21 protein-coding genes are annotated in these 24,326 nt (G+C 55.2%); 12 read left to right on the top strand and 9 right to left on the bottom strand.

Going from position 1 to position 24,326, the window contains the following annotated elements; all coding sequences use genetic code 11:
- Positions 1-122: 122 nt before the first annotated feature.
- The 5 genes from H0484_RS03090 (at position 123) to H0484_RS03070 (ending at position 5,713) form a co-directional block, all read left to right on the top strand.
- Positions 123-929: an NUDIX hydrolase gene (locus H0484_RS03090; protein ID WP_226952961.1), complete on the top strand. Its 807-nt coding sequence runs from the start codon at positions 123-125 to the stop codon at positions 927-929.
- A 93-nt stretch (positions 930-1,022) separates the two neighbouring features.
- Complete coding sequence (locus tag H0484_RS03085) at positions 1,023-1,685, top strand: PhaM family polyhydroxyalkanoate granule multifunctional regulatory protein (RefSeq protein ID WP_226952960.1); 663 nt, start codon at positions 1,023-1,025, stop codon at positions 1,683-1,685.
- Between the two features lie 75 nt (positions 1,686-1,760).
- Positions 1,761-3,134, top strand: a complete 1,374-nt coding sequence (gene glmU, locus H0484_RS03080) for a bifunctional UDP-N-acetylglucosamine diphosphorylase/glucosamine-1-phosphate N-acetyltransferase GlmU (protein ID WP_226952959.1) — start codon at positions 1,761-1,763, stop codon at positions 3,132-3,134.
- 2 nt (positions 3,135-3,136) lie between these two features.
- Positions 3,137-4,477 (top strand): MFS transporter, encoded by a 1,341-nt coding sequence (locus H0484_RS03075; protein WP_226952958.1) that lies wholly within the window; start codon positions 3,137-3,139, stop codon positions 4,475-4,477.
- Positions 4,478-4,918: 441 nt separating this feature from the next.
- Complete coding sequence (locus H0484_RS03070; RefSeq protein ID WP_226952957.1) at positions 4,919-5,713, top strand: lytic transglycosylase domain-containing protein; 795 nt, start codon at positions 4,919-4,921, stop codon at positions 5,711-5,713.
- A gap of 48 nt (positions 5,714-5,761) precedes the next feature.
- On the opposite strand, the gene H0484_RS03065 is transcribed toward H0484_RS03070, so the two are convergent.
- A complete protein-coding gene (locus H0484_RS03065) occupies positions 5,762-6,253 on the bottom strand; it encodes an Lrp/AsnC family transcriptional regulator (RefSeq protein WP_226952956.1) in 492 nt (163 codons plus the stop codon).
- A gap of 172 nt (positions 6,254-6,425) precedes the next feature.
- Here H0484_RS03065 and glmS point away from each other — a divergent pair, with 172 nt between their 5' ends.
- A complete protein-coding gene (gene glmS, locus H0484_RS03060; RefSeq protein WP_226952955.1) occupies positions 6,426-8,258 on the top strand; it encodes a glutamine--fructose-6-phosphate transaminase (isomerizing) in 1,833 nt (610 codons plus the stop codon).
- A 28-nt stretch (positions 8,259-8,286) separates the two neighbouring features.
- Here glmS and H0484_RS03055 read toward each other — a convergent pair whose 3' ends face one another.
- Together H0484_RS03055 and H0484_RS03050 are read right to left on the bottom strand one after the other, a co-directional pair.
- A complete protein-coding gene (locus H0484_RS03055) occupies positions 8,287-9,663 on the bottom strand; it encodes a Fic family protein (RefSeq protein ID WP_226952954.1) in 1,377 nt (458 codons plus the stop codon).
- Between the two features lie 475 nt (positions 9,664-10,138).
- Complete coding sequence (locus tag H0484_RS03050; protein ID WP_226952953.1) at positions 10,139-10,915, bottom strand: tyrosine-protein phosphatase; 777 nt, start codon at positions 10,913-10,915, stop codon at positions 10,139-10,141.
- Between the two features lie 172 nt (positions 10,916-11,087).
- Here H0484_RS03050 and H0484_RS03045 point away from each other — a divergent pair, with 172 nt between their 5' ends.
- The gene (locus H0484_RS03045) at positions 11,088-11,243 is read left to right on the top strand and encodes a hypothetical protein (RefSeq protein ID WP_226952952.1); all 156 of its coding nucleotides are present in this window, start codon (positions 11,088-11,090) and stop codon (positions 11,241-11,243) included.
- Between the two features lie 198 nt (positions 11,244-11,441).
- Here the strand turns inward: H0484_RS03045 and H0484_RS03040 are convergent, their stop codons facing one another.
- The 4 genes from H0484_RS03040 to H0484_RS03025 form a co-directional block, all read right to left on the bottom strand.
- Positions 11,442-11,930 carry an ankyrin repeat domain-containing protein gene (locus tag H0484_RS03040; RefSeq protein ID WP_226952951.1) on the bottom strand — a complete coding sequence of 163 codons (489 nt, stop codon included), beginning with the start codon at positions 11,928-11,930 and terminating at the stop codon, positions 11,442-11,444.
- Positions 11,931-12,329: 399 nt separating this feature from the next.
- A complete protein-coding gene (locus H0484_RS03035) occupies positions 12,330-13,016 on the bottom strand; it encodes a MarC family NAAT transporter (protein ID WP_226952950.1) in 687 nt (228 codons plus the stop codon).
- A 380-nt stretch (positions 13,017-13,396) separates the two neighbouring features.
- Positions 13,397-14,845 (bottom strand): BCCT family transporter, encoded by a 1,449-nt coding sequence (locus tag H0484_RS03030; protein ID WP_315859893.1) that lies wholly within the window; start codon positions 14,843-14,845, stop codon positions 13,397-13,399.
- Positions 14,830-15,486, bottom strand: a complete 657-nt coding sequence (locus H0484_RS03025; RefSeq protein WP_226952949.1) for a BCCT family transporter — start codon at positions 15,484-15,486, stop codon at positions 14,830-14,832. The genes H0484_RS03030 and H0484_RS03025 overlap by 16 nt, the downstream gene beginning before the upstream one ends.
- Before the next feature lie 398 nt (positions 15,487-15,884).
- On the opposite strand from H0484_RS03025, the gene H0484_RS03020 reads away from it, so the two are divergent.
- The 4 genes from H0484_RS03020 (at position 15,885) to H0484_RS03005 (ending at position 20,896) form a co-directional block, all read left to right on the top strand.
- Positions 15,885-16,463: a hypothetical protein gene (locus H0484_RS03020; RefSeq protein WP_226952948.1), complete on the top strand. Its 579-nt coding sequence runs from the start codon at positions 15,885-15,887 to the stop codon at positions 16,461-16,463.
- A 140-nt stretch (positions 16,464-16,603) separates the two neighbouring features.
- Entirely contained in the window at positions 16,604-18,733 is a 2,130-nt protein-coding gene (locus tag H0484_RS03015; protein WP_226952947.1) for a hypothetical protein, read from the top strand.
- A 153-nt stretch (positions 18,734-18,886) separates the two neighbouring features.
- Positions 18,887-20,275 (top strand): ATP-dependent RNA helicase DbpA, encoded by a 1,389-nt coding sequence (dbpA, locus tag H0484_RS03010; RefSeq protein ID WP_226953023.1) that lies wholly within the window; start codon positions 18,887-18,889, stop codon positions 20,273-20,275.
- Between the two features lie 117 nt (positions 20,276-20,392).
- Positions 20,393-20,896, top strand: coding sequence for a peroxiredoxin (locus tag H0484_RS03005; protein WP_226952946.1), 504 nt, complete (start codon positions 20,393-20,395; stop codon positions 20,894-20,896).
- A gap of 117 nt (positions 20,897-21,013) precedes the next feature.
- Here the strand turns inward: H0484_RS03005 and H0484_RS03000 are convergent, their stop codons facing one another.
- A complete protein-coding gene (locus H0484_RS03000; RefSeq protein ID WP_226952945.1) occupies positions 21,014-21,970 on the bottom strand; it encodes an Rpn family recombination-promoting nuclease/putative transposase in 957 nt (318 codons plus the stop codon).
- 178 nt (positions 21,971-22,148) lie between these two features.
- Here H0484_RS03000 and H0484_RS02995 point away from each other — a divergent pair, with 178 nt between their 5' ends.
- Positions 22,149-22,769, top strand: a complete 621-nt coding sequence (locus H0484_RS02995; protein WP_226952944.1) for a TetR/AcrR family transcriptional regulator — start codon at positions 22,149-22,151, stop codon at positions 22,767-22,769.
- Positions 22,770-22,782: 13 nt separating this feature from the next.
- Here H0484_RS02995 and H0484_RS02990 read toward each other — a convergent pair whose 3' ends face one another.
- Positions 22,783-24,270 (bottom strand): MFS transporter, encoded by a 1,488-nt coding sequence (locus H0484_RS02990; RefSeq protein WP_226952943.1) that lies wholly within the window; start codon positions 24,268-24,270, stop codon positions 22,783-22,785.
- Positions 24,271-24,326 lie beyond the last annotated feature (56 nt).

Genomic DNA, 24,326 nt, shown 5'->3' with positions numbered 1-24,326 from the left:
GCCTGCTCATGGTTGTTTCTTCCAAATTAACTCGCGAATTATAGCCAACCTGATCTAGGCATGGTTCCTGAGCCAGGTTGATGCCTAGTGTGCCTATATGCGGCTCGTTTTACAATGCGCACATGAAACTGGAATTGGCTCATTCGCTCCGAGCGGATCTCGAAATCCGCAAAGCTCGTCTTATTCCCCGCATTCAGCAATTGCCGCCTGCGCGTGCGCGCCCGCTGGTCATTCAAGGGCGGGTCGCGGGCTGGGTGATGCCGCGTGCCGCGCAAGCCATGGCGGGTTTGGCGGGCGTTTCCATCCATTACGAATCGGTCACCTTGGCGCCGCAGGCTAAAGGCGGCGGGGTCGACGCCATGCTGGCTCAAGTTGCGCAAACGCTCCAAGACGCAGGTTGTCTGCGCAGTTGGCGCGACGAACTACTCGATGTGGTGGGCGAAGGTAGCCATCTTGGTTGCATGGAACGCGGGGCCTTCAGGCCGCTGGGTCTATTGACCCGTGCGGTACACCTGAATGCCTGGACGCCCAAGGGCGAGTTGTGGATAGCACTGCGCGCCTCGACCAAGTCCACTGACCCAGGCATGTGGGACACCCTGGCTGGGGGGCTTGCCGCCGCCGGTGAAACGCTGGAAGACTCCTTGCTGCGCGAAAGCCACGAAGAAGCAGGGCTGGAAGCCGATTTGCTGCTGCCGCGTACGCCGCTGCGCCTGGTTTCACGTTTGCATAAACGTTTACCCGAGGGTTATCAGGTAGAAGATGCTTTGGTCAGCGATTGCGTGCTGCCCGAAGGGGTAACGCCTCGTAACCTCGATGGCGAGGTAGACGCTTTCCAAACCGCCGATATGGACACTCTGTGGGAGCTCCTGAAAACCGACGCTTTCACGGTAGAGGCCGAATGGGTGATTCTAGACAGTTTGTTGCGCTAAATATAAAGGGGCGGGTCTAGTCGACACCGCAGGCGAGTATAGTATTGTTCGAAGTCTCTTCCGGCTAATTCGCTACTGATACAAGGAGCCTCCATGAATACACAGCACGGCAATCCATTTGTACTGCCCGGCTTTGGTCACGGGGTCACCGACCAGAACCCTTTGCTGGCCAGCATGGAAATGATGCGGCAAGCTTGGCAAAACGTCAGCGCGGGTGGTGGCTTATTTCAGCAGCCGATGGCAGCCAGCCCCATGACGACCGAAGAGCTCGACCGCCGCATTGCCGATATGCGGGCTGTCGAAAGCTGGCTCAGGTTGAACCTGTCCATGCTCTCCAGTTCCATTCAAGCCCTAGAAGTGCAGCGCGCTACGCTTAGCACGCTCAAGTCTTATATGGGTTTTTCCCCCGAAAGCGCCAGTGCGCCTTCGCCGCTAGACGTCGCGCTGGGCATCAAGCCCTCGGGGCAGGCCAAGATCAAGCCGGCTCGGGGTAACGACACAGCAGGCAGCGCCCCCGAAGACACCTCAAAAGACGCTGCCGCCCAAGCAGCCGAGCCTTTAACCGAGGCTGCCCAAGCTTGGTGGAACATGTTGCAGCAGCAGTTCGAGAGCCTGGCTACGGCCACAGCGGCCAGCATGCCGCCCCAGGCCAGCCCCGGTCACGACGATAAGCCAAAGGCTAAACCCGCGGCTAAGTCGACCGCCAAAAAAGCGCCGCGCAAACGCGCCGCGCCCACTAAAACGCGCTCGTCTTAGCATCGCTAACTATATGTAAGGTGGGCGGGTGCCCCGCAGGCATGGCCCTTTTCTAATTACTTTTCCGTTTTCTCTATGCTTAATATTGTTGTGTTGGCGGCCGGACAAGGCAAACGCATGCAGTCCGACCTGCCCAAGGTCTTACATCCCCTGGCGGGTAAATCCATGTTGGCTCATGTACTAGACAACGCTCGGCGTCTCTCGCCCAGCCGTATTGTTGTGGTCGTGGGCCATGGTGGCGATCAAGTGCGTCAGGCTTTTGCCGCCGAGACCGATCTTGTTTTTGTTGAGCAGGCTCAGCAGTTGGGCACCGGCCATGCCGTCGCTCAGGCTGTACCCCAGTTGCAGTCTGGCGCCGATGGCGCGGGTACTACGCTGGTGTTGTATGGCGACGTTCCCCTGGTTCAAACCGCTTCGCTGCAAAATCTGCTTCAGGCGCGTGAAAACGGTGTCAGCCTGCTAACGGAAAACCTTGCCGACCCCACAGGTTATGGTCGCATTGTGCGCGATGAGCAAGGGCGAGTGCTGCGCATCGTCGAACACAAAGATGCCTCCGAGCAAGAGCGAGCCATCCAAGAGGTCAACACCGGTATTTTGGCAGCACCCACCGCTAAGCTTATCGATTGGCTGTCCCGTCTTAGCAACGACAACGCGCAAGGCGAGTACTACCTCACCGACATCATCGGCATGGCCGTGGCCGATCAAGTCCCGGTTCAGGCTGCCCATGCTCAGGCTGCTTGGGAAACCCTGGGCGTCAACAGCCGTTTGCAGCAGGCCCAGCTTGAGCGCATCTGGCAGGGCGAGCAAGCCCGCCGCTTGCTCGAGCAAGGGGTTACCTTGGCTGACCCGGCTCGTTTTGATTTGCGCGGCACCTTGCAATGCGGGCGCGACGTTTTCATCGACGTCGGCTGCGTATTCGAGGGCGATGTCGTGCTGGCTGACGGCGTCAGCATAGGCGCGCATTGTGTCGTGCGCCAGGCCAGCATAGGCGCGGGTACGCGTATCGAGGCTTTCAGTCATGTGCAGCAGGCTGTTGTGGGGGCCGAAGCCCGCATCGGGCCGTATGCACGTCTGCGTCCAGGGGCCGATATCGGTGATAGCGCACACGTGGGTAATTTTGTCGAAATCAAACAAAGCCGCCTGGGGACAGGCAGCAAGGCCAATCACTTGGCGTATATCGGCGATGCCCAGATCGGCCAACGGGTCAATATTGGCGCGGGCACCATTACGTGCAATTACGATGGCGTCAATAAACATCGCACCGTCATCGAGGACGACGCCTTCATTGGTTCCGACACCCAATTGGTGGCTCCGGTTACCGTGGGAGAAGGTGCCACTATCGGCGCCGGCACCACGCTCACCAAAGACGCCCCCGCCGGGCAGCTTTCTTTGTCACGCGCTAAGCAAGACGTAGTCCCTGGCTGGAAGCGTCCCGTCAAAAAAGGCTAGGCATGACCCAACCGGCAGACGGCCTGCCGCTGCCGCGCCGCCATTGGGCAATGGCAGTCATGTATTTAGGCATGATTGTCGCCGTGCTCGATGGCAGCATGACCAGCGTGGCCCTGCCCACTATCGCTCACGATCTGGGAATCAGCTCAGGCAGAGTGGTGTGGGTAACAGTGGCGTATAGCCTAACCATCGTCATGACCTTGCTGCCGCTCACGGCAGCCTTAGAGCGTGTGGGTTACCAGAACATGTTTCGTGGCGGCATGGTCATCTGCATTGCTGCGGGCGTGGCATGCGCTTTGTCGTCTACGTTCCCGACGCTTATCGCCTCGCGTGTCGCACTGGGCATAGGGACTTCCATGCTCATGTGCCTGGTGGGCGGCTTACTGCGTAATATTTTCCCTACGCGCATGTTGGGCATGGGCATCAGCTTGAACGCGGTTGTGGTGGGTAGTGTTGCGGTGCTGGGACCCGTTATAGGGGCTTTCATCCTGCAAGCCGTCTCCTGGCGATGGCTGTTTATTTTGCAGGTGCCGCTCAGTGCGGTTTGCTTGTTGGGGGCTCATTATTTACCCGATGGTACGCGTGTGCGCAGGCCCTTCGATTGGTGGGCCTGCCTGCTCAGCATGGCCATGTTCGGCCTAGTCGTGTTGGGTATGGATATCGTCGCCTCTATGTTCTGGGTGGGCTTGGCATGTTTGGCGGTCGGTGCCTTGGCCGCTGTGGTATTGCTGCGCTGGTCGCGTGGGCAGGCCGCGCCACTGGTGCCGGTAGATCTACTGGCGGTCCCTTCCGTAGCGTTTGCTGTCGCAGCCTCGGCGCTTTCTTTTGCCACCCTTACCGGCGCCTTTGTCGCCATGCCTTTTTATTTTCTTGAGGTGCGTCAGTACACCTATGGGCAAGTGGGCGTGTTGATGGGCTTGTGGGCGCTGGGTACGATGTCCATGGCGCCGTTGGCGGGGTATTTGTCAGACCGGCATGGCGTAGAACTGCTTTGCGCCGTGGGCGGCGGCACCATGACCTTGGGCCTGATACTGGCCATCGTTGTGGGTGACAATGGCGGGCTTTGGCCTTACGCCTTCATCATGCTGCTGGGGGGCGCGGGTTTTGGTTTCTTTCAAACCCCCAATAATCGGGCGCTGCTGATAGGGGCGCCGCGCCAGCGCAGCGGGGCGGCAGGGGGCTTGCAAGCCGTTACCCGGGTTTTCGGGCAAAGCTTCGGCATGGCCTTGGTGGGCATCGCACTGAGTTTAAGCGATTCCAACGGCCCGGAGTGGGGCATGGCGGCTGCCATTTGTTGTGGCGCGGGTGCTTTAACCGTTAACCTCGTGCGCCTGCGCCGTTAACGGCTGCCGCGCTCGGCCTCGTTTGCGACATGCTGCTCGAAGGCTGCCAAGTGCTCAGCCCCTTGGCGCTCAAGAGAGACTTCTATGATGAGCGATGGCGAGAACCCAGTATGGTTGATGACGTTGGTTCTTCATGCAGCAAATAATGAAAAATTGTAATGATGCCAATTGATGAATCAGACTGTAAGGCGCTGAGCCGTATCAAGCTGAACGTATAGCCTTCGTCATTTGGATTTACATTTTTTTGCGTTGAGCAAATGTTTTAGGTGTTAAGGTTCTGGTGGAAAAGGCGGCGCCCCAGGCGTCGTTGCATGTAGAAACCTCCAGCACGTGATCGGCCTCATGCGGCATCAAGGCCCTTCACTACCTATATTGAACCCAAGCAACCTGAGCTTTCGGGAGCGTTCTCCTGCGCGTGCGGGTAATTGGGATACAAGGCCGATGATTGCCAAGAAGAATTTATTGCGGCGCCTTGAGCCGCTTCATCAACTGATCTGGAACCGAACCGCTGTATTGCCTGCCGCGCTTTGTCTTGCCGGCAGCCTGCTTGTTCTACCCAATGCCTGGGCCGGCGAGCCCGCACGCGACTTGGCTTCCCTGGCGTCCAGCCAGCTTGCCGTGCTCGAACCCAGCCCTCACTTGCTGGGCCTGGTGCGTCCGGCGTCGATACGGCTGACGCCCGAGCGCAAAGAGCCAGCGGTGGAAATCGACCTGGAGCACATACAAGACCTGGACTCCATTATCGATGACGCCCGCAAGCAGGCGCAGGTGGAATACCTTGCCGAGAAACTGCGCAAGTCTCCCCAGGCCGTAAAGCAGTACGTGCACTTGGCCTGGGCCGAGGCCAGCCGGCGCGACGGGTTCAGTCCGGAGCTTCTGATCGCCATCATGTACCGGGAAAGCACCTTCCAGCCCAAGGTGCAAAGCCGCTACGGCGCGCAAGGGTTGATGCAGGTGGTTCGGCGCTGGCATCGCGAAAAATTGCGAGCGTCTGAGTCGTTGTTCGATCCGGTCGTCAATGTTCGCGTGGGCGCCGACATTCTGGAAGAATATCTGGAAGCGGCGAAGGGCGACTTGACCAAGGCTTTGGCCAAATACTCGGGCAGCTCTCGCGGCTACGCAAAGAGGGTGCTCAGCGAATCGCGCCGCCTGGCTCAAATCGCCGACACGGCAGCCGCTGACGTGGTGTTGACGTCATGGCCGCTCGATGAGCCCTCGGTGGGGTTTCCCGGATAAGGTTTGCGGCAATGGCGCCCTAACCGTTAATCTCGTGCGCATGCGCCGTTAACGACTGCCGCGCTCGGGTTCGGGCAGCGGCAGCCGTGTCTCGAACTTGCTGCGGTAAACCGTAAAAAAGCTGCGTACATTGCGTACATTGCGTTGTGCGGTAAGCGCTCTATGCGCCAGTGCATGGTAGGCGGGCATGTCGGTGACCGAAGCAATCAGCACAAAATCGGGGCCACTTGAAACCCGGTAGCACTGGGTAATTTCGGTTTCTTGCGCAACATGCTGTTCGAAAGCCGCCAAGTGTTCAGCCCCTTGGCGCTCAAGAGTGACTTCTATGATGGCAGTCAGGCAGCTTCCCAGCTTTTGAGGGTCTAGGATGGCCACTTCTTTTTGAATAAAGCCTTGCTCGCGCAGCCGCTGTACGCGCCTAAGGCAGGTGGGGGCAGAGGCATGCACCCGTTCGGCCAACTGCAGATTGCTGAGACTGCTATCGGCCTGCAACTGGGCAAGTATGCGTACGTCCAACTCATCTAGGGCGGGGTGAGACATGTTGCGTGTTTTAAAAACAAAAGATAATTAAATATGAATTTAAATTTCATGTCAATGTAACAATGAAATTTAAATTCAATTGATGCGGAAAAATAAAATTTAATTTTTCTTGGTTTTGCGCACAATGAGCACATCTGGTCATTAGCTGGCCTTGTTAGATGGAGTTCATCGTATGTGTGGAATTGTCGGCGCCGTCGCGCAACGTAACATCACCCCTATTTTGCTCGAAGGCCTCAAGCGCCTGGAATACCGTGGTTATGATTCCTGCGGCGTAGCCGTGCATGCCGATGGGCGTGTGCAGCGCTCGCGCAGCACACAGCGTGTTGCCGAACTCGAACGTGAAATCCAGCAATCTGGCCTTCAAGGCTTCACGGGTATTGCTCACACGCGTTGGGCCACTCATGGGGCCCCAGCCACCCATAATGCACATCCGCATTTCTCCGGTAAAAACCCCCAAGACCCGCGTATTGCTTTGGTGCATAACGGCATTATCGAAAACCACGACGAACTGCGCGCCGAGCTGCAGCAGGCCGGTTATGTCTTCGAAAGCCAAACCGATACCGAAGTCATCGCTCACTTGGTAGATCACCTTTACGAAGACGACCTCTTCGACGCCGTGCGTCGTGCGGTGCGCCGCCTGGAAGGCGCCTACGCCATTGCCGTGTTCTGCCGCGACGAACCCCACCGTGTGGTGGGCGCACGTCACGGTTCGCCGCTGGTGGTGGGCTTGGGCGACAACGAAAACTTCCTGGCCTCCGATGCCCTGGCCTTGGCAGGCACCACCGACCAAATCATCTACCTTGAAGATGGTGACGTTGCCGATCTTCAATTGTCTCGTGTGTGGTTGGTAGACGCCCAAGGCGCACCGGTAGAGCGTGAAGTGCATACCGTGCACCTGCATAGCGCCGCCGCCGATCTGGGCCCCTACCGCCATTACATGCAAAAGGAAATCTTCGAGCAGCCTCGCGCAGTGGGCGATACCCTGCAAGACATCGAAAGCATTTCCCCCGAGCTGTTTGGCGACCAAGCCTACAAAATCTTCAACGAAATCGACCGCGTGCTGATCCTGGCTTGCGGCACCAGCTACTATGCCGGCCTTACCGCCCGCTATTGGATAGAAGCCGTCGCTCGTGTGCCCGTTAATGTAGAAATCGCCAGCGAGTACCGCTACCGCGAAAGCGTCTCCGACCCGCGCACCCTGATCGTTACGATTTCGCAGTCTGGCGAAACCGCCGATACCCTGGCCGCGCTTAAGCATGCGCGTGGCCTGGGCATGCCTCACACCCTAACCATCTGCAACGTCGCCACCAGCGCCATGGTGCGCGAATGCAAGCTGGCCTACATTACGCGTGCGGGTGTTGAAATCGGCGTGGCTTCGACCAAGGCCTTCACCACGCAATTGACGGCATTGTTCTTGCTTACCTTGGCTTTGGCCCAGGTTAAAGGCCACCTTAGCGAAGAAAAAGAAGCCGAATACCTGAAAGCCCTGCGCCACCTGCCGGTAGCCATAGGCGCAGTCTTGGCGTTGGAACCGCAAATCATGGCCTGGGCTGACCGCTTTGCCTCGAAAGAGAACGCCCTGTTCCTGGGCCGTGGCATGCATTACCCCATTGCCCTCGAAGGCGCCCTCAAGCTTAAAGAAATCAGCTATATCCACGCCGAAGCCTACCCGGCCGGCGAACTCAAGCATGGCCCGCTGGCACTGGTGACCGAACACATGCCCGTGGTGACCATCGCGCCGCGTGACGAACTGCTGGAAAAGCTGAAGTCTAATATGCAGGAAGTGCGCGCACGTGGCGGCGAGCTGTATGTGTTTGCCGACGCCGACACCCGCATCAACGGCAGCGAAGGCATGCACGTGATCCGCATGCCCGAGTACTACGGCATTCTGTCACCTATTCTGCATACGATTCCGCTGCAGTTACTGGCCTACCACACTGCTTGCGCCAGGGGTACGGATGTTGATAAGCCGCGTAACTTGGCTAAGAGTGTGACGGTAGAGTAGGGGTGTGGGGGGCCACTTTGTTTTGACGTCACTCCTCAATATTGTCATCGCCAAAGAAGAGCGTTTGCACCTCGTTTTCAATGGCGTCTAATACGGAAGAAGGAACGCGGTAAAGATACTGCTTGCGCCTGTTTAGTGAGAGTTTTCCGTCGTGGCTATGTGCCATACGGATCAGCGCGCTGAGATCTTTTCCCTGAACGTCATACCGCGCATTAATTCGGTCATATACGGCATCAAAGCGCTTTAAATAATCGGCCTCTTTAATCAAGGACGTGTCCAACGCGTAGTGTGTCATGCGCACGCCAAACTCTATTGCCTCGGTAGCGTCCCAATAACAATACGGATTGGCGCTGCCGATGAATGTGGCATCGATATGATCATCATCGAGTACAGTCACATCCCAAAGCTCCCTGATCGCCTTGGAGACGCTTTGAAGTGCAGTCAAATAGTCTGACTCATGATGTGACATGGCCACGGAGATCGGCAGAATCAAGCCCTGCTCAAGTTTGCCGGATCGACACAGGCTATGGTGAACCAGAAACCGAGATATGCGGCCATTACCGTCCATGAACGGATGGATATAAACAAAAGCGAAAGAAACCAGAAACGCTTTCACCAACGGGGCAATGGAGTCGCCTGCATTGGCAAAATCCATCAAGGCTTCCATCATCACCCGGGCTTGATCAGGCGGTGGCGGCAAATACGTTACAGAGGACGCTCGCAACCGACCGCCTTGCTGTAACCAATTCTGCTCATGACGAAAAGTGAATGCCTCTAAATAGGGATTCGTTATGGTACTTCGCTGCAACTCGGCCAGATATTCTTCAGTCAACGCGCGACCCTCATGTGCAGCATGCAATATCTGCACAAAGCGCCTGGCCTTATCTTCCGAAGGTGCCTCGTGCTCGATAGCAAACGAGCCACGCGTTTCGTCGAGATATGCCCAGCCAAGCGCGCGGTCCAAGTGTTGGATACCCCCAATGGATTGGACAAATGCATCCAGATCGGCAAACACATCTCGGGAAAGCAGTTTCTCTAGTGTGGGAGTACGACGTATAACAGGGGAAAGAACAGCGTTTCCAATGTCATTCATATTGACCCGGAACTTACTTTGTCGATTTACTGCGCCACAAATATAAGCGTCGGGATCAAAGAGATTGACGTAAGGCGCGGTAAGCGCTTTAGCACGCAGTTCCTTCCCAGTGAAACGCTCGTACAGTGTTGCGAGGACGCGTATGTATCTTCCGTTGGGTGAGGCGTCTAGACGCGCTTGAACGAGTTCTGGCGTCAATTGTCCGCATGCTGCGCCTATCACCTCAAGTTCGACCCCCTGATATTTCAGGGCGAATTCCAGATGAGTGACCGGATCCTCACTTGAAGGGGCGACCCCGGTGGGAACATGCAATACATTGCCGTGCGCACTACGTAGCCATAGCCGATTTCTTTGTTGGCCATAATAGGGGCACCCCGCATAGAAAAAATTAACGGTTACAAGATTTTATTAATTATTCGGCAAAATTCCAAGATTTTGTTAACGAGTGGGGGCTCTATCGCTGGTTTAACCCACGGTGCTGGGTGGAGTAGACGAAGCGTTAGCCCGCCCCGTGGATGTTCGCGCCACCAAATACGTAGGCAACATGAGCGGTGTGGGCATCGGACCTTTGGTATTAAGCGTGTCCAGCATCGTTTGTGCATCGCGGGTGCGGATGTCTAACGAGGGGAAATAAAATGGGTGGGGCAATTCGGGTTCAAACCTAGCACAAGCACCCGCATTAACTTGGGCTTTGGCCGCTTGAATCCGTCACCGCCCTAAATGGGGGGGTTACCCTCTGACGGAACCATAAACAAAGGCCCTATCCAGGCGGCGACCAGATCAGGCGCTAGCTCGTGTAAGCCAAAATCAGAGTGGATTGCTCTTCGAGGCTAATACCCAAGCCGCGAGAAAAATAGTTCGAGATGCTCTCGTAAGTGCGCATTAGCGAAGCGAGGCCGGCTTCTAGATATTCTGGGTGTGCCCGTATCAGACTTTCCACAACTGCCCGATCGCCGCCTGCCGCAACAAACGCTTCTATGGTTGAGGAATAACCTTGAAGCAGTTGCTCGTTGCTCGCCAGGTAATCTGCCAAAACGTCCTCATGGCTAACCCCAAGCAATAGCAGCAGCATCGCCGCTGCCCAACCGGTTCGGTCTTTGCCGGCAGTGCAGTGGAAGACACGCGGTGTGCCAGAGTCTTGCAGCAAAGAGGAGAAGAATGCGCCGTAAGCCTTACATGCGCCAGGAAGGCTTACCAAATTCTCGTAAACGGTCCCGTATAGCGCTTCCACCTTTTCTGGCGTCAGATCTTGGCTTAACTTGCGAGGCTCTTGTAGCAACTGCTGCATCATCGCTGCCAGCGAACCTGGGTCATTACTTAGCACATCAAGCCATACATTCTGCACGCCTGGCATAGGGACGTCGGGGTATTGCTCCCGCTCTGCTGCCGTACGAAAGTCGTAAATGAACCGTATGCCTAGCTCCTCAAGCCCTCGGACCATGCCCTCTGGCATCCCTGACAGCTGGCTCGACCGAAAGATACGACCTGGGGTTACTGCGGTTCCGTTGGCAGTGGGATGTCCGCCAAGATCTCTAAAGTTCGGTGGAAGCTTGTGTGTGATCATGTGTCCTACCAAGGGTGAGAGCGGTTCTACCACAGCCGCTAGATGCTTCAGGAAGGGCTCATTCTGCCGGAGAGGAAATTGGTTGCTGCGCCGAATAGGGTACGGAGGTACAGTACAGCCATGTCTGTGACGAACTGCGGGTTGGTGGGGGATTACCGATAGACTTACCGCCTTGACTTCTAAGATGTACCAGTGGTTCGGCATTGCTTGGCTCATCAGATACTACCAGCCCACGGAAGCAGCACCGAAGCTTAAGTTTGAACCGGCCGAACTTATCTACACGACGACACCTGATGGAATGGTGTTGACGCGCTGGCGTGACATCTGATCTTGACGCGAATAACGCGGGTAATGCGTGTCAGACCGAGTTTGGTTACTCAGCAATACATCGCATCCCGACAGACTTCAGTTCGAATTTTCTAATTTTTTCTTCCGTGAAAAAAACGACAGACTTTATTTCTTCATTTCAAAGTGAAGAGGAGAAATAAAGTCTGTCGCCTTGACGTGGTAGCGGCGCAAGCTCGTTTTAGTTGTTACCGCTCAATGTATGCCGTAACTGGTCATAGAGCGCACCTTCGGGAAGAAGCGTGAAAACAGTCTCCCCGTCATGACCTTCTATAGTCGAATCAGCCCCTTCAGTCCACAGTGTATAAATCGCGTCCGGTCCGGTCTCAGGATATGGTGCGTGTGCCATCATCGGTGTGTGGCCTTGATGATCTAGGGCGTTGATATCAGCGCCGACCGACACCAGCTTGCGGATCGCGTCAGGGTCACCAGTCAAGTGTAGAAGTGTTTCTCCCCTGGCATTGCGTACATTCGGGTTTGCACCATGCTCGATCATCAGGTCGATGATCTCGGCTTTCGGGTAAACAGACTGGAGAAGAAACACGGGCCAGTCATCCGGCAGGACAGCAACTGCTAGTCTGGGATCGCGCAGAAGCAAAGCACGCGCAGCAGAGACATCTGCATTCTCCAAAGCCGAGCAAAACTGATCAAGATCAGTCTCGTGAGTCATGGTGAGGTCATCTTTTTGGGGCGTGAGCGTTGTGTACCTATGGTACGCGCATCGAAGAAAACCCTAATTTTTCTTCTGTTTCATAACGCTGTTCCAGAGGAAATACATCAGGATTATGAAAATTAAGACTGCAAAGCCATTGGAAAGATAGACAAACACTATGGCATCACCAATCCGCTCACTAGCTATTAGCCAGCTGGCGACGGATAGTCCGCAAGAGAGGCCAAAAACCCAAATGAGGAAGCTTTTAAATACTTTCATGCCGAGAAAACCATTAACTAGTTGAGTGAATCGCCCACGAAATCGAGGAGGCGGCTTGGTTAAGGTAAAGCATTCATCGAGGTAGCATCAGAATGATTGCGCTGATAAATTTCGTCAGCCCGTTCTGGCGCAAACTTACTACATTACGCCATGTTGCACGATTTCCAGGACACCGTTGATGACGAGTTGCACGCCCATACACACTAGTAGAAAACCCATGATGCGCGAAATTGCGTCAATGCCATCGTGGCCCAGAAAGCGAACAAGCCGGCCGGCTGATCGTAGGCAGACATAGAACAAAGCGCCAAACAGCGCGGCAATGATGATGGGCGCTACGATCAACACCCAGTCGGCCGGATGTGGGTTCAGGCTGGATACTTTGGGCGAGGCGCTAATGATCATGGCGATCGTGCCGGGGCCAGCGGTGCCGGGTAGTGCTAGTGGAACGAACGCAATACTTGGCACCCTCTGGGACGAAGACGGTGGGGGCGCGTCGCTGGTAGTAGGCGGGTTGTTGGCGGCCGTGCTGCTGGGAAACAGCATGTTGAAGCCGATAAAGGCAACGATCATTCCGCCTGCGATACCGATGCCGGGCAGTGAAATGCCCAGTGCGTGAATAAGCCATGTGCCCAAAAAATACGTGACAAGCATGATGAGTGCGACGTAGAACGCACCTTGCCGAACTTGGCGATGCAGCTCGGGCCGAGGTATGTTTTCGCCCAGCGATAGCAGCATGGTCATGGATGTCAGTGGGTTGGCTAATGGCAGCAGCATGGCCACACCTAGGCTGATGATGTGCACTAATTGGGTGATTTGTTCGGTCATTGTTTGCTTTTCTCTATAGTAAATCCATCATTGCACAATGCTATTTCATTGCTGAGGCAAGTGGGGGCTGATCAAGGACTAGAGTTCTGGGTCGGTAGACTTTACGAACTCATAGTCTCGAGCAGCTTCAAGTATGCCCGCCTCTCATCATGCATCGGCATATCCAGAAAAGCGTTGAAAGCAGTTTGCCGTAGCCAAGTGTGGCCGGGCTCGCAACAAAATTCTCCGGCGATCACCTGAAGCGAGGTACGGAAGTGCTGGAGCGCTGCAACGACAAGTAAGCAAAGGAGCGGCTACTTATATCCTGACAAAGGTAGTTCACTAGGTAAGAACTCAAAGAATAAATTGACAGGCTGTATTTCCATACATCAAAGCCCCCTTTATTTACCCTCAAGATCCTGCACATCCCCCGCATCCTTAGGCACCACAGCCTGCTCGTCTTTAGGCACCACAGCCGGCGTCAGCACTGACGCCGTGGCGGTTTCAGAAGAATGCGTCAAGAAAGCCAGGTGGGTTTCGTAGCGTTCCAGCACGTCATCAATCACTTGTTGGCGGGTCAGGCCCATCAGGTCGTAGCCGCCCGAGCCGGTTTGGGTAAACACTTCAAGCCGGTAGTACACGTCGATTTCGCGTGACATACGGCCACTGAACATAGGCACCGGTGCTTCAACAATAGCCACTTGGTAATGAAAGGCCCGGAAACTTTCCATGGTCACACGCAGCACGGGTTCTTCAACTCCGTAATCGTCGACCATGGTGGTTTGCTCGACGTCGTAGCCTTGTTTGCGAAACTCGGCGGCCAGGTCGTTCAGCGCGGGGCGCACGGTGCGATCCAGAAACTGTGTTACCTGCCGCAGAGTGGGGAATGAGCGCAGTTGCTCAAGCCGTTGTTTCCAAGAGCGTTCTGGCACGTGACCGCCTATGGGGGCAACCGTGGGCCGACGTAAGACGCGGCCTTCTCGCTCGGCGCGTTCCATACGCAGCACCTTATAAAAAGACGCCATGATCAGATAGGCGATGATGGTGACCGGCAGGGCAAAGATAAGCGTTGCGTATTCCATAGTGGTAACGCCGCCGGCTAGCAGCATGGCTACCGTCAGTACCGCAGTTAACACCGCCCAGAATATGCGCAGCCATTTAGGCCCGTCTTGTGACGGGTCGGGTATGGAAGCCGAGAAATTGGACATCACCATGGCGCCCGAGTTGGCACTGGTCAGGTAGAACAGCAAGCCCGACAAGGTGGCCAAACCTATCAAGAACATGGCTCCCGGGAACATTTCCAGCAAGGCGTACCAGCCCCTTTCGGGGCTTTGAATAGCCAGTTCGGCAAACGTTAAATTGCCTTGCAGTACGTGAAAAAGCGCAGAGTTTCCGAACAAAGAAACGATGAAAAAATCGCACAGCACGGGGGCGGTGATGGCGGCAATGACGAACTCGCGCAGTGTGCGACCCCGCGAAATACGGGCCAGGAATACCCCTACGAATGGGCCCCAGGCCAGCCAGAACGCCCAGAAGAACAGCGTCCATCCGGCCATCCACTCGGAACCATCCGGCTCATAAGCAAAGGTCTGCAAGGTGCGGGCGGGGAAGGTGACAATGAAGCGCCCAATGTTCTCTACCAGCGCGTTCAGCAGAAAAGCGGTCTCCCCGAAAAACAGGATATAGACCATCATCGCGACCGCGCTCCACAGGTTCAGCTCAGAGATCCAGCGTATGCCGCGGTCCACGCCAGAGGTCGTGGCGCCTATGGTTAGCACTACCGCACCGATCACCAACGCTATCTGCAAAGCCAGGCCGTCTTCCAGGCCAAAGATCAACGAGAAGCCCACGCTAAGCAGCACCACCCCGCAACGCCATAGTGGAACATGGTCCAGACCACGGCATCTTGCCTGGCGTCGTAAGAGCCGCCTACCCCTGAAGGGGGATACAAATACTGCACGACAGGCCCGGTCACCGAATAGAACAGCATGTCTATGCCCACACCGGCGGCGAACAACATAGCCACCCAGGTCACCAACTTGTATTGCGGCCGAGAGTGGTCGGGGCCCAGTCGTACATCGCCTTCTTTGGAAAGCGCTACCCACACCACGAACCCTATCACCAGGGTCATGGTGACGACGTAATACCAGCCCAGATTAGAAGCGATCCAATCCACCGTGGATTTCATCGAGACACGTGCGTCCTCCGGTAAAAAAATTGCCCAGACGGAAAATAGGAGGATCACGATTGAAGAGACAATCAACACGCTCCAGCTGATGTGGGCGGTACGGTATTCAAGTAGTTCTTGCGGCCCCTTACTCAGGTCGCTGCGCGAGACCGGCGTGTTGTCTTCTTCTGGGTATTCGTGCCGCAGTGCAGTGCCGCTAAAGCGACTGCGTTCTAACGGTGAGTTCAGTCTGGCTGCTTCCGCCCCGCTATGGCTACGTTTATCAGCGTCTGGTGGTTCGTTTGTTGGGGGCTGGATAGGCACGGCAGGACTCCTTGATCAGAGCGCAGCACGCCCCGTTTTTGAAGAGGGTGTATGCGATTCTACGCTGCTGTTACAAGCGGGGATAGGCAAACTCTTACAATGTGGGCCTATCCCCAAGCCGCTTCGCGCCTAGTGTTTCAGGTGTTGTCGCCCTATGCGGGGTTAGTCGGAATTCTCTTAAGGTGCTTTTACACGTGGGTAGTTTTTTTGCAGCTAGCTCAGCTCTTGCTGTTCAGCAGATAGGCTTGAATGCGGCGGTGGGTGGGATTTATTTAATTGTTTATCTCATAACCGGTCTGGCCATACTTTTAGGCGTTTGGCTTGCGTTATGGGGAGGATGGCGATGCTTTAAAGCTAAGCAAGGCAAGCCACGTCCGCCCTTACGCCCTATAACAAGCGTGCTCGTTTTTATCGTTTTTGCCTACGTGTCTTTTGTGGCCTTAATCTACCTGCAAATCTATTACGTAGATTACAAAACCGATAAGCTGCGCCACGAAGAAACGGTACGCCGCTACACCACGCTTGCTCACAGCGCACGCTTCGGAGAGCTGGAAATCCCCGCCGGCAGCTTGATCAACCGAGGCGATCCCGAAAATTATGTGGACTTGCCACATAACGATCCCCTAATGGGTTTGACCGCCGTTCGCTTTTCGCAAGTGACCGAGGTAGCGGGCGTGCCGGCCTATGCCATGTCCGTAGAGGGAACCGGCCTGAGCCTGGAGCTGGTGCAGCCCTATCAACTGGAAAGCGATGAAGGCAGCATGTTGTGCCCCGCGGGCTATGTGCTGTTTATGCAGTATCCCGATAAGTGGATCGCTGATGAATATCGCCTAGAGCCCCCTTATGCATGGTTCAAGCCCAGCGAGTGGCAGCCGGCGTCGTGTTTTGAATCAACAACGGGCGTCATGGTGTTGCATGTGAACAAAGAGGGGATTTATTTTCCCGAAAATGGAAAGGTTTTTGAGGCCAAGAAGTAAGTGAATTTTTCTTCAAATCACCACTTCTAGCGATTCTCCTGCGCACCGGCTTAATTTCTAATGATGATTCGTGGTGGCCGCGCAAAAGCTCAGGCTGAACTCGGGCTTATCCGCGCCACATACTCTGGTAGAGAATCATCATGCGTCAACTCAAAGCACAAGCAATAGATCAAGATCTAGCCCCCTCTTTAACGAAGCGTCGGCTTCTGAAAATGGGTTTGCTGACACCCGCTCTCATGGCCTTGTCGGCCTGCGGAGGGGATGGCGACAGTGATAGCAATAGCGCTAGAGGCTCAGAGCCGCAGGCAGGTCCGTGGACGCTGGAAGGCGAGGAGTCATTGGCCGCTGACGTGAGCGATACCCCGTTTGGAGACGCCTACGACTTGAGCCTGGATCCCTTGGCGCTGGTCAATGCTCAGATTCTGGGGCTGGTTGAGTACGAAGGGTCTTATCCTATTGCGGTTGCAGCCTATACCCACGATGGCGTGCTGATAGGTCAGACGATGACGGATGCGCGGGGTTATTACACGATTTCAGGTCAGGCGCGCTCGGGTATGCGCATCGTCGCAAAAACCAGCAATGGCGATTTGTCGGCCTACGAAATCGGGCGCGAGTTCGTGGATGACGAACCGATTTATGTCAATGCCCTTACTACCTTGGTAGATCGTTTGCGCTTGGCCACCGGTTGGCGCTACTCGCAGGCCGAGGACAGATTGCAAGACTTTCTGGGGCTGGAGCGAAATACGCCCATACAAATGCCTTTAGCTGGGCACAGCGATTTCGCGCTGGATGTTTTCCATGCAAGCAGGCAACAGGCAGGCATGAGCCTGGATGCTTATATTGACGATCTGGTTGCTCAGGCATACGCCGAGCCCATGTTGTCACAAGCGGTGTCTTTTGCCTCTCCCTTGCAGTCAGGCGGCTTGGCTCTGGATCCCATGGGGGTCGTCAGTTTTTTCGGGAAAAAACTGCTCGACTTTATTAACGGCTCACTGAGTGATGAAGAGAAAGAGGAGTTCTTTGGTGGCTGGTTGGTGAAGTTTGGTGTTTTTACCACCACAGACCCTATGGAAAAGGCGATTGCTGAGCTTTCTGCACAAGTGGCCATTGTGGTTAGCGATGTGAATGCACTGCTCAAAAAACTGGATGACAAAGACTTGAATGACACGGTCGGCCCGGTTAACGACCTGATTCGCGAGTGCTATAACATCAGCAACGATATGCGGGCTTTGCAAAAGTACGAAAACTTAAAAGACTACCAATTGCGTGCAGCTCAAATTCGCGAAGCTATCGATAAAAACCTGGGTAAAACGCCCTACAACATCGCTCAACTGTTTATTGGGTTTCCGGGGCAGTTGGGTAAAGGCAATACCGTAATAGATGCCTTGAACCGGTCCATACAACGCAGTAACGCTGTGCATTTTTACGGCAAAGCATCAGAGAACTTGTTCAAGCGTTATGTCGCGTCATTACGCATGTTCCAGATGTACATCATCACTTTGAAAGTGATGCGCCTCTTGTCTTTGAAATATCTTGAAGGGCAAGCCATAGATGAAACCTATCTTCAAGAACTGTGCCAGGCCGCTATTCAGTACGACAAAGTGTTTGCTCAGATAGACGTTAAGCCCTTGCCGGATGAAATGGTGTATATAGACTTGCGCACCGACTATGCATGGTGGGCACACCCGTCGCTTGCTGATTATTATGGTACATGGCGCGGTGACGACATGCTCATGAATTCGCCTGACAAGTTTCCCGCTGCTATCAAAGCTATGGGTGATCAAGCCTGGGAAGTGCCTTTACGCGTTGATGTGGAAGAACCCTTCTTTAAAGAGTCCAAGGCGCGGGGCTTGTCATTCAAAAGCTATATCACCAGCTTCGGTGGGCCAGCCCAAGGTTTTTACGATGTGTCGGGACTGAAGAACGCACCTAAGTTCAACTTCTGGCTTGCAAATACTGTGCAAACCTACGAACCCTACATCGACACACGCCCTCCCATAATTTTTTATTACTCGCAGCGCAATTATGCGCGTCCCGCTTCTAAAGAGCGTGATTTCCGTATATCGAAGTCCAGCTACTGTGATGACAATACGAGGGAGCGACGATGCACCACTGAAGATTTTGGCAATTACGGGGGTTACAAAAATTACTTCTACCCAGTGAACAAGCATGTGATCAAGCCCGAGCAATATTATCCGTGGGTGGTTTTTGCAGAGATTAGGGAGAAGTACAAAAACTTCGATCATGACACCATCATGAAGCAGAAATAAGGCGGTGGTGCCGGGCTAGCGTTAGGGATTGGTGTCTAATCGGGACTACTATAGCTGTCTCATGGCACAGAATTGATAGGCGGGCTCTTTCTACAAAGGAGCCTGCCATTGTCTGGCCGCCATTCCATTCCCTCAACCAGCCCCAAGCCTAAATTGACCACCACATTGTTTTCCTCATTGGCCCTCTCGCCCGCTTTGCTAAGCAACCTGCAAAGTCTAGGCTTTGAGCACATGACACCCATTCAAGCGCAAAGCCTGCCGCTTATTTTGGAAGGTCGCGACTTGATTGCCCAAGCCCAAACGGGCAGCGGCAAGACAGCAGCTTTTGGCTTGGGTGTATTGCAAAAGCTGGATGTTCAGCGCGTGGCGCCGCAAGCGTTGGTCATTTGCCCCACACGAGAGCTGGCCGACCAAGTTGCGCAAGAGCTGCGTCGCCTGGCTCGCCAGATTCCCAATGTAAAAGTGCTGACCTTGTGTGGCGGGGTGGCTATTCGGCCGCAGGCAGAGTCCCTGGCCTATGGCGCCCATGTGGTTGTGGGCACGCCGGGTCGCATTCAAGACCACTTGGGCCGCGGTAGTCTGAACCTGTCGCGTCTTAACATGCTGGTGCTGGACGAGGCCGATCGCATGATAGATATGGGCTTTAACGACGACATCGTTGCTATTGCCTCGCGCTGCCCCAGTAAGCGCCAGACGCTACTGTTCTCGGCCACTTATCCTGAAAACATTCGTAAGCTCAGCGCGCGCTTTCTGCGTAGTCCTGTCGAGGTCAAGGTAGAGGCGGGTGCAGACAGCAGCCGCATCGAACAGATTTTCTACGAGATCAAGGAAGCCGAAAGGTTGGAAGCCGTTGCAAGCCTGCTTGCACATTTTCGCCCGACTTCCACGCTGGCTTTTTGCAATACCAAAAGCCGCAGTCACGATTTGGTCGAGCACTTACGAGCGCTGGGCATTAGTGCCCATGCGTTGAATGGTGACCTTGAGCAACGCGAGCGCGACGAAATACTGATTCAGTTTGCCAACCGAAGCTGCGCGGTCTTGGTTGCCACCGATGTGGCCGCCCGAGGCTTGGATATTCAAAGTCTGGATGTCGTGATCAATGTGGACGTGACCAAAGACACCGAGGTACACGTGCACCGCATAGGCCGTAGCGGGCGTGGCGAGCAAAAAGGTTTGGCTCTGAATTTGTGTTCGCCTGAAGAAATGCGTTGGGCCACCCTGGTGGAGCAATACATGGGGGCGCCCTTGAAATGGGCCGATCTTAAGGCTTTGCGCCCCAAAACCGACCGCCCCTTGCGTGCACCCATGATTACCTTGTGTATTCAGGGTGGCAAAAAAGAAAAACTGCGCCCCGGCGATATTCTGGGTGCGCTTACGGGCGATGGCGGCCTGACCTTCGAGCAAGTCGGCAAAATCAACATCACCGAGTTCAACTCTTACGTAGCGATAGACCGCCAGATCGCCAAGCAAGTTTTCTCGCGAATCTCTAATAGCAATATCAAAGGTCGCAAGTTTCGCATGCGGTATATGGAGGAGTTTTAAGCGGTAAAGTTTTGAAGCGTTTTAAGACCCCAACGCTTGCAAGGTTGCACGTCTAGACACCAGTAACCCGGTACTAGAATGGAAGTCTTTTCAATGTCCTCATACGGAGAAGAAACCATGGCTATCAAAGTAGGCGATACCTTGCCGGAAGGCACCTTGACCGAGTTTCTGGAAGTCGAACAGCAAGGCTGCAGCTTGGGCCCTAATGCGTTCAAAGTTTCCGATCTGGTCAAAGGTAAAAAGATTGCGATTTTTGCGGTGCCAGGGGCGTTTACGCCTACCTGCTCCGAACAGCATCTACCGGGTTACTTGGCGCAGCACGACGCCCTGAAAGCCAAAGGCATAGACGAAATCTGGTGCGTGGCTGTCAACGACGCCTTTGTGATGGGGGCTTGGGGGCGCGAGCTGAAAGTCAATGGTCGTGTTCGCATGATGGCGGATGGCAGTGCATTGTGGACGCGCGCCTTGGGCTTGGAATTGGACTTGGTCGAGCGCGGCTTGGGTGTGCGCTCGCAGCGTTATTCCATGGTGGTCGATAACGGCGTAGTGACGCAGCTGTATCTGGAAAACGGCGGCGGTTATTCTGTTAGTGATGCAGACACCATGCTGAAGCAGCTGTAAAGCGTTGGGGGCTGGAAGCTTAGGCCCCCACTTTCTTCAAGCCATCCACCTTGCTCTCATCGAGAGCTTGAGCGATGGCTTTAAAGGTGTCTTGCGTTATAGCTTTGCCTTTCATCACTATTGCGGCTGTGCGAACACCTGTTCCAGCGTGGCGGCATTCAGTAGGTTCAGCGACCAGACTTCCAGTTGCTGCGTCGAGGCCTGTGCCAGACGCTGCTGCACGGCGGGTGTCAGTGTGCCGAATTTGTGCTGCAGTTGGCGGGAGAGCAATGTCGCCTGGCCTTGTTGTTCACCTTTCTGGCGTTCTTGATAGAACCAAGAGCGCGGGTCTTCCTGAACTATCATCTTCACCTCCGTCAGAGTTTTTACGCGTCGTAGCTTCTTGCCCGGCATCGAGCGCGGTAGCAGCACGCGCCGCACCCAGGTCAGAATGGCGCGTTGCACGTCTAGATACTCATCGCCTTGCAGTATGCTCGCCAGGCGTTGTGTGAGTTGGGCCACGTCGTCCGGCCCCTGATTGTGTTCCAACCTGAATAGTAGCCGTGCCAGACTGTCCTGCGCCAATGCCTCATTATGCGCTTGGCGCCGCACGTCGATCAACAGATAACGCTGGCGAGCTTGGTACGGTTGTAAGGCTTGTGGTACAGGCTCGATCAGGTCGGCTATGTCCAGCGCCGCCGTCCAGGGCGGCAGGCCGGTGTACACGACGATAGGCACAACTGCCGGGAAGCGCTCGCCGCCGGCCAGTTCCCCGCTCATGCGTAGTCCTTCGTACAGCAAGCAGCGGTAGGTCAGCAGACGCAGGCCCATGTCCCAGTCTGCCTGGCTTTGGAACTCGAGAATCAACTGTAAGTATTGCGTAGACCCGTCATGACGACGTACGCGCCAGATGGAGTCGCTGCTGCGCAGTTGCAATTTAGGGGTGACGAATTCGGTTTTGACTGGGGCTAGGGTAGAGAGGTCCAGGCCGTCCACCCAGTGTCCGTTCAGAGCGCGCACCACGTCGCGTAGCAGACTACGAACAATATCGGGATTGCTGAACAGCAGCTTGTAGCCGCGGTCTGTGTTGGGCATGTAGGCATCCCATGCAACAAATGGAGGAGATGCCTACCTTATGCCTCATCGATAAAAATTACATCAGTGAGTGAATGTTTTCGTCCACCTATGGTTTTTTGCCTGCCATTACTTTTAACTATACGAGGCAATACCTTCATTTAGAATGGCTGCGTGAGGACACAACTACAGGTGCCGTGTGAGCATAGAGACCAGAGATCGTTTGATTCAGGCGGCCACCGAATTGTTTTGCCGCAAGGGCTATGCCAACACCTCTATTCGAGAAATTGCCCAGGCTGCGCAGGCCAATTCCGCACTGATCAAGTATTACTTCAGGGATAAGGAAGGCTTGTTCAAGCACGTCTTCAAAGAGGTCACCGCCCCATTGAATCAGGCGCGTCAAGAGCGTTTTGCCTTATTAAAAGAAGAGGGTGGCTTTAGCGCCGAAAGCGTGGTGCGCGCGTGGATAGAGCCCATGTTCGGAAGCGATGCGTTGGCCCCATGTACAGCAGCGTCCTCTTTGTCTTTGGGGCTGACTGCTCAGTACGGCCAATTGTCAGACCAGCTGATTACGCAAGTCTACGACGAGATTAACGAGCAGTTTCTTGGCCTGTTGCAACAGTGTTTGCCAACGGTTAGCCGAGAGGCGCTGGTATGGCGATTGTATTTTCTGGTGGGGGCGGTGCTGACCGCAACGCGCTCGCGCTCAAGCAGCATGCTGCGTCTTTCGGGCGGCAGACTGGATGGCACGGATTATCAGCAGTTGGTGGAAGAGCTGGTGGCCTTTGCCTCGGCGGGGTTTGCGGCCGAGGCTCGCTGAAAGTTGGCTGTATTTATGGCTGCACGCGACCCTTATGGTCTTTGATGGCCACATACAAGGTGGCAAACATCACGAGGGTGACCACGATAAAACCCACGACGACGGCCAGTGTCCACGAATGCGTGGCGCTGAGGGCGGTAAACATGGCTGCGGTAATAACGGCAATGCCTATCGAGCTTCCTATGCGTTGGCCGGTCTGCATGATGGCCCCCGAACTGCCGGCATAGGCCAGCGGCACGTCCATCAAAGTCAGGGTCTGGTTGGGGCTGATGACCAGGCCTTGCGCCACGCCTATGAAAGACAGGGTCAGCAACAGCCACCAAACGCTGGCGAGCCCTTGCTCGTAAAGCAGGGCAACCGCAATGCTCAAGCCCAGCCCGAGTATGGCCAGCAGCAAACCCCCAATGACGATGCGGCGACCATACTGCAGGACGCGTCGACCGGCCCAGTTGGCCGCATAGGCGGAAAGCAAAGCGGCAGGAATACCAAATAGCCCTGCTTGAAAAGCACTGCGGCCAGTGCCCATTTGTACGTATAAGGCTATCAATACCCAGACGCTGGTCATGCCAAGAAAGTACATGGTCATGATGAGCGTTCCGTTGGTAAAGCTGCGAATAGAGAAAATGCTTAAGTCCACCATGGGGCTGCCGCCTAGGCGGGCATGGCGGCGTTCCCATTTGACCCACACGTAAGCCAGTGCCAGGCCAGTCGGCAACAGTACCCAGGTAAGGGGTGTGGTGCGGGACTCCATAAAGGGAAAGAGTACAGCCAGCACGGCCAGGCCCAGTAGCAAGGCACCTACCGGGTCTAGGGAAGCCAGCAGGCCCTGATGCTTGGATGCGCCGGCTGGGTTGCGCTTTTTAGGCCAGGTGATAAGCGGTCGTGGAAACCAGAGCCAGCCTAGAACAATGGTGGCCAAGCCTACCGGTACGTTGATCAGGAAAGTAAGGCGCCAGCCCATATCGGGCCCGCCCAGTTGGATGAGCAGACCACCCAAGGCCGGCCCCACAGCAACTGAAAAGCCCACGGCTGTGCCCAAATAACCAAAAGCCCGACCGCGTTCGGCGCCTCGGAAATACTGCTGAATCATTCCTATGCCTTGCGGGCTGAGCAGGCCAGAACCTAGGCCTTGTAAAAAGCGCGCGACATTCAGCCAAGGGGCGCTGGGTGCTAGACCTGCGCCTATGGAGGCGGCGGTAAAAACGACGACGCCGGCCAGGAACAAGCCGCCGCGTCCCATGATGTCGCCTGCGCGCCCCGCACTGACGAGAATGACACCGAACGTCAAGGCATAGCCTGACAGCACCCATTGAATATTCGACTGGCTGGCGTTCAGGCCCTGCTGGATAGCGGGGAGCGCGACGTTGACAATGCTGACGCTAACCAAAGACATGAACAGTGCGGTGAGCAGTACCGTCAAGATGCGCCAGCGCGTTGGATCCGGCCAGTCGTCGGGAGCGGTTTTTTGGTTAGTGGGCAATGGCTCTACATCTGGGTTCATCGACTAGGTTCCAGCTTATGGTTTGAGCAGGCGATTTATATGGGTTGATAGCCCGA

This window comes from Mesopusillimonas faecipullorum, from assembly GCF_020539505.1.
GTDB lineage: Bacteria > Pseudomonadota > Gammaproteobacteria > Burkholderiales > Burkholderiaceae_B > Mesopusillimonas > Mesopusillimonas faecipullorum.
This window is presented reverse-complemented; position numbering and strand designations above follow the sequence as displayed.

Excerpts from the sequence above, each read along its gene's own strand:
- H0484_RS03090 (WP_226952961.1), top strand. The coding sequence starts at position 123 with ATGAAACTGGAATTGGCTCATTCGCTCCGAGCGGATCTCGAAATCCGC.
- H0484_RS03085 (WP_226952960.1), top strand. The coding sequence starts at position 1,023 with ATGAATACACAGCACGGCAATCCATTTGTACTGCCCGGCTTTGGTCAC.
- glmU (WP_226952959.1), top strand. The coding sequence starts at position 1,761 with ATGCTTAATATTGTTGTGTTGGCGGCCGGACAAGGCAAACGCATGCAG.
- H0484_RS03075 (WP_226952958.1), top strand. The coding sequence starts at position 3,137 with ATGACCCAACCGGCAGACGGCCTGCCGCTGCCGCGCCGCCATTGGGCA.
- H0484_RS03070 (WP_226952957.1), top strand. The coding sequence starts at position 4,919 with ATGATTGCCAAGAAGAATTTATTGCGGCGCCTTGAGCCGCTTCATCAA.
- H0484_RS03065 (WP_226952956.1), bottom strand. The coding sequence starts at position 6,253 with ATGTCTCACCCCGCCCTAGATGAGTTGGACGTACGCATACTTGCCCAG.
- glmS (WP_226952955.1), top strand. The coding sequence starts at position 6,426 with ATGTGTGGAATTGTCGGCGCCGTCGCGCAACGTAACATCACCCCTATT.
- H0484_RS03050 (WP_226952953.1), bottom strand. The coding sequence starts at position 10,915 with ATGATCACACACAAGCTTCCACCGAACTTTAGAGATCTTGGCGGACAT.
- H0484_RS03040 (WP_226952951.1), bottom strand. The coding sequence starts at position 11,930 with ATGACTCACGAGACTGATCTTGATCAGTTTTGCTCGGCTTTGGAGAAT.
- H0484_RS03035 (WP_226952950.1), bottom strand. The coding sequence starts at position 13,016 with ATGACCGAACAAATCACCCAATTAGTGCACATCATCAGCCTAGGTGTG.
- H0484_RS03015 (WP_226952947.1), top strand. The coding sequence starts at position 16,604 with ATGCGTCAACTCAAAGCACAAGCAATAGATCAAGATCTAGCCCCCTCT.
- H0484_RS03005 (WP_226952946.1), top strand. The coding sequence starts at position 20,393 with ATGGCTATCAAAGTAGGCGATACCTTGCCGGAAGGCACCTTGACCGAG.
- H0484_RS03000 (WP_226952945.1), bottom strand. The coding sequence starts at position 21,970 with ATGCCCAACACAGACCGCGGCTACAAGCTGCTGTTCAGCAATCCCGAT.
- H0484_RS02990 (WP_226952943.1), bottom strand. The coding sequence starts at position 24,270 with ATGAACCCAGATGTAGAGCCATTGCCCACTAACCAAAAAACCGCTCCC.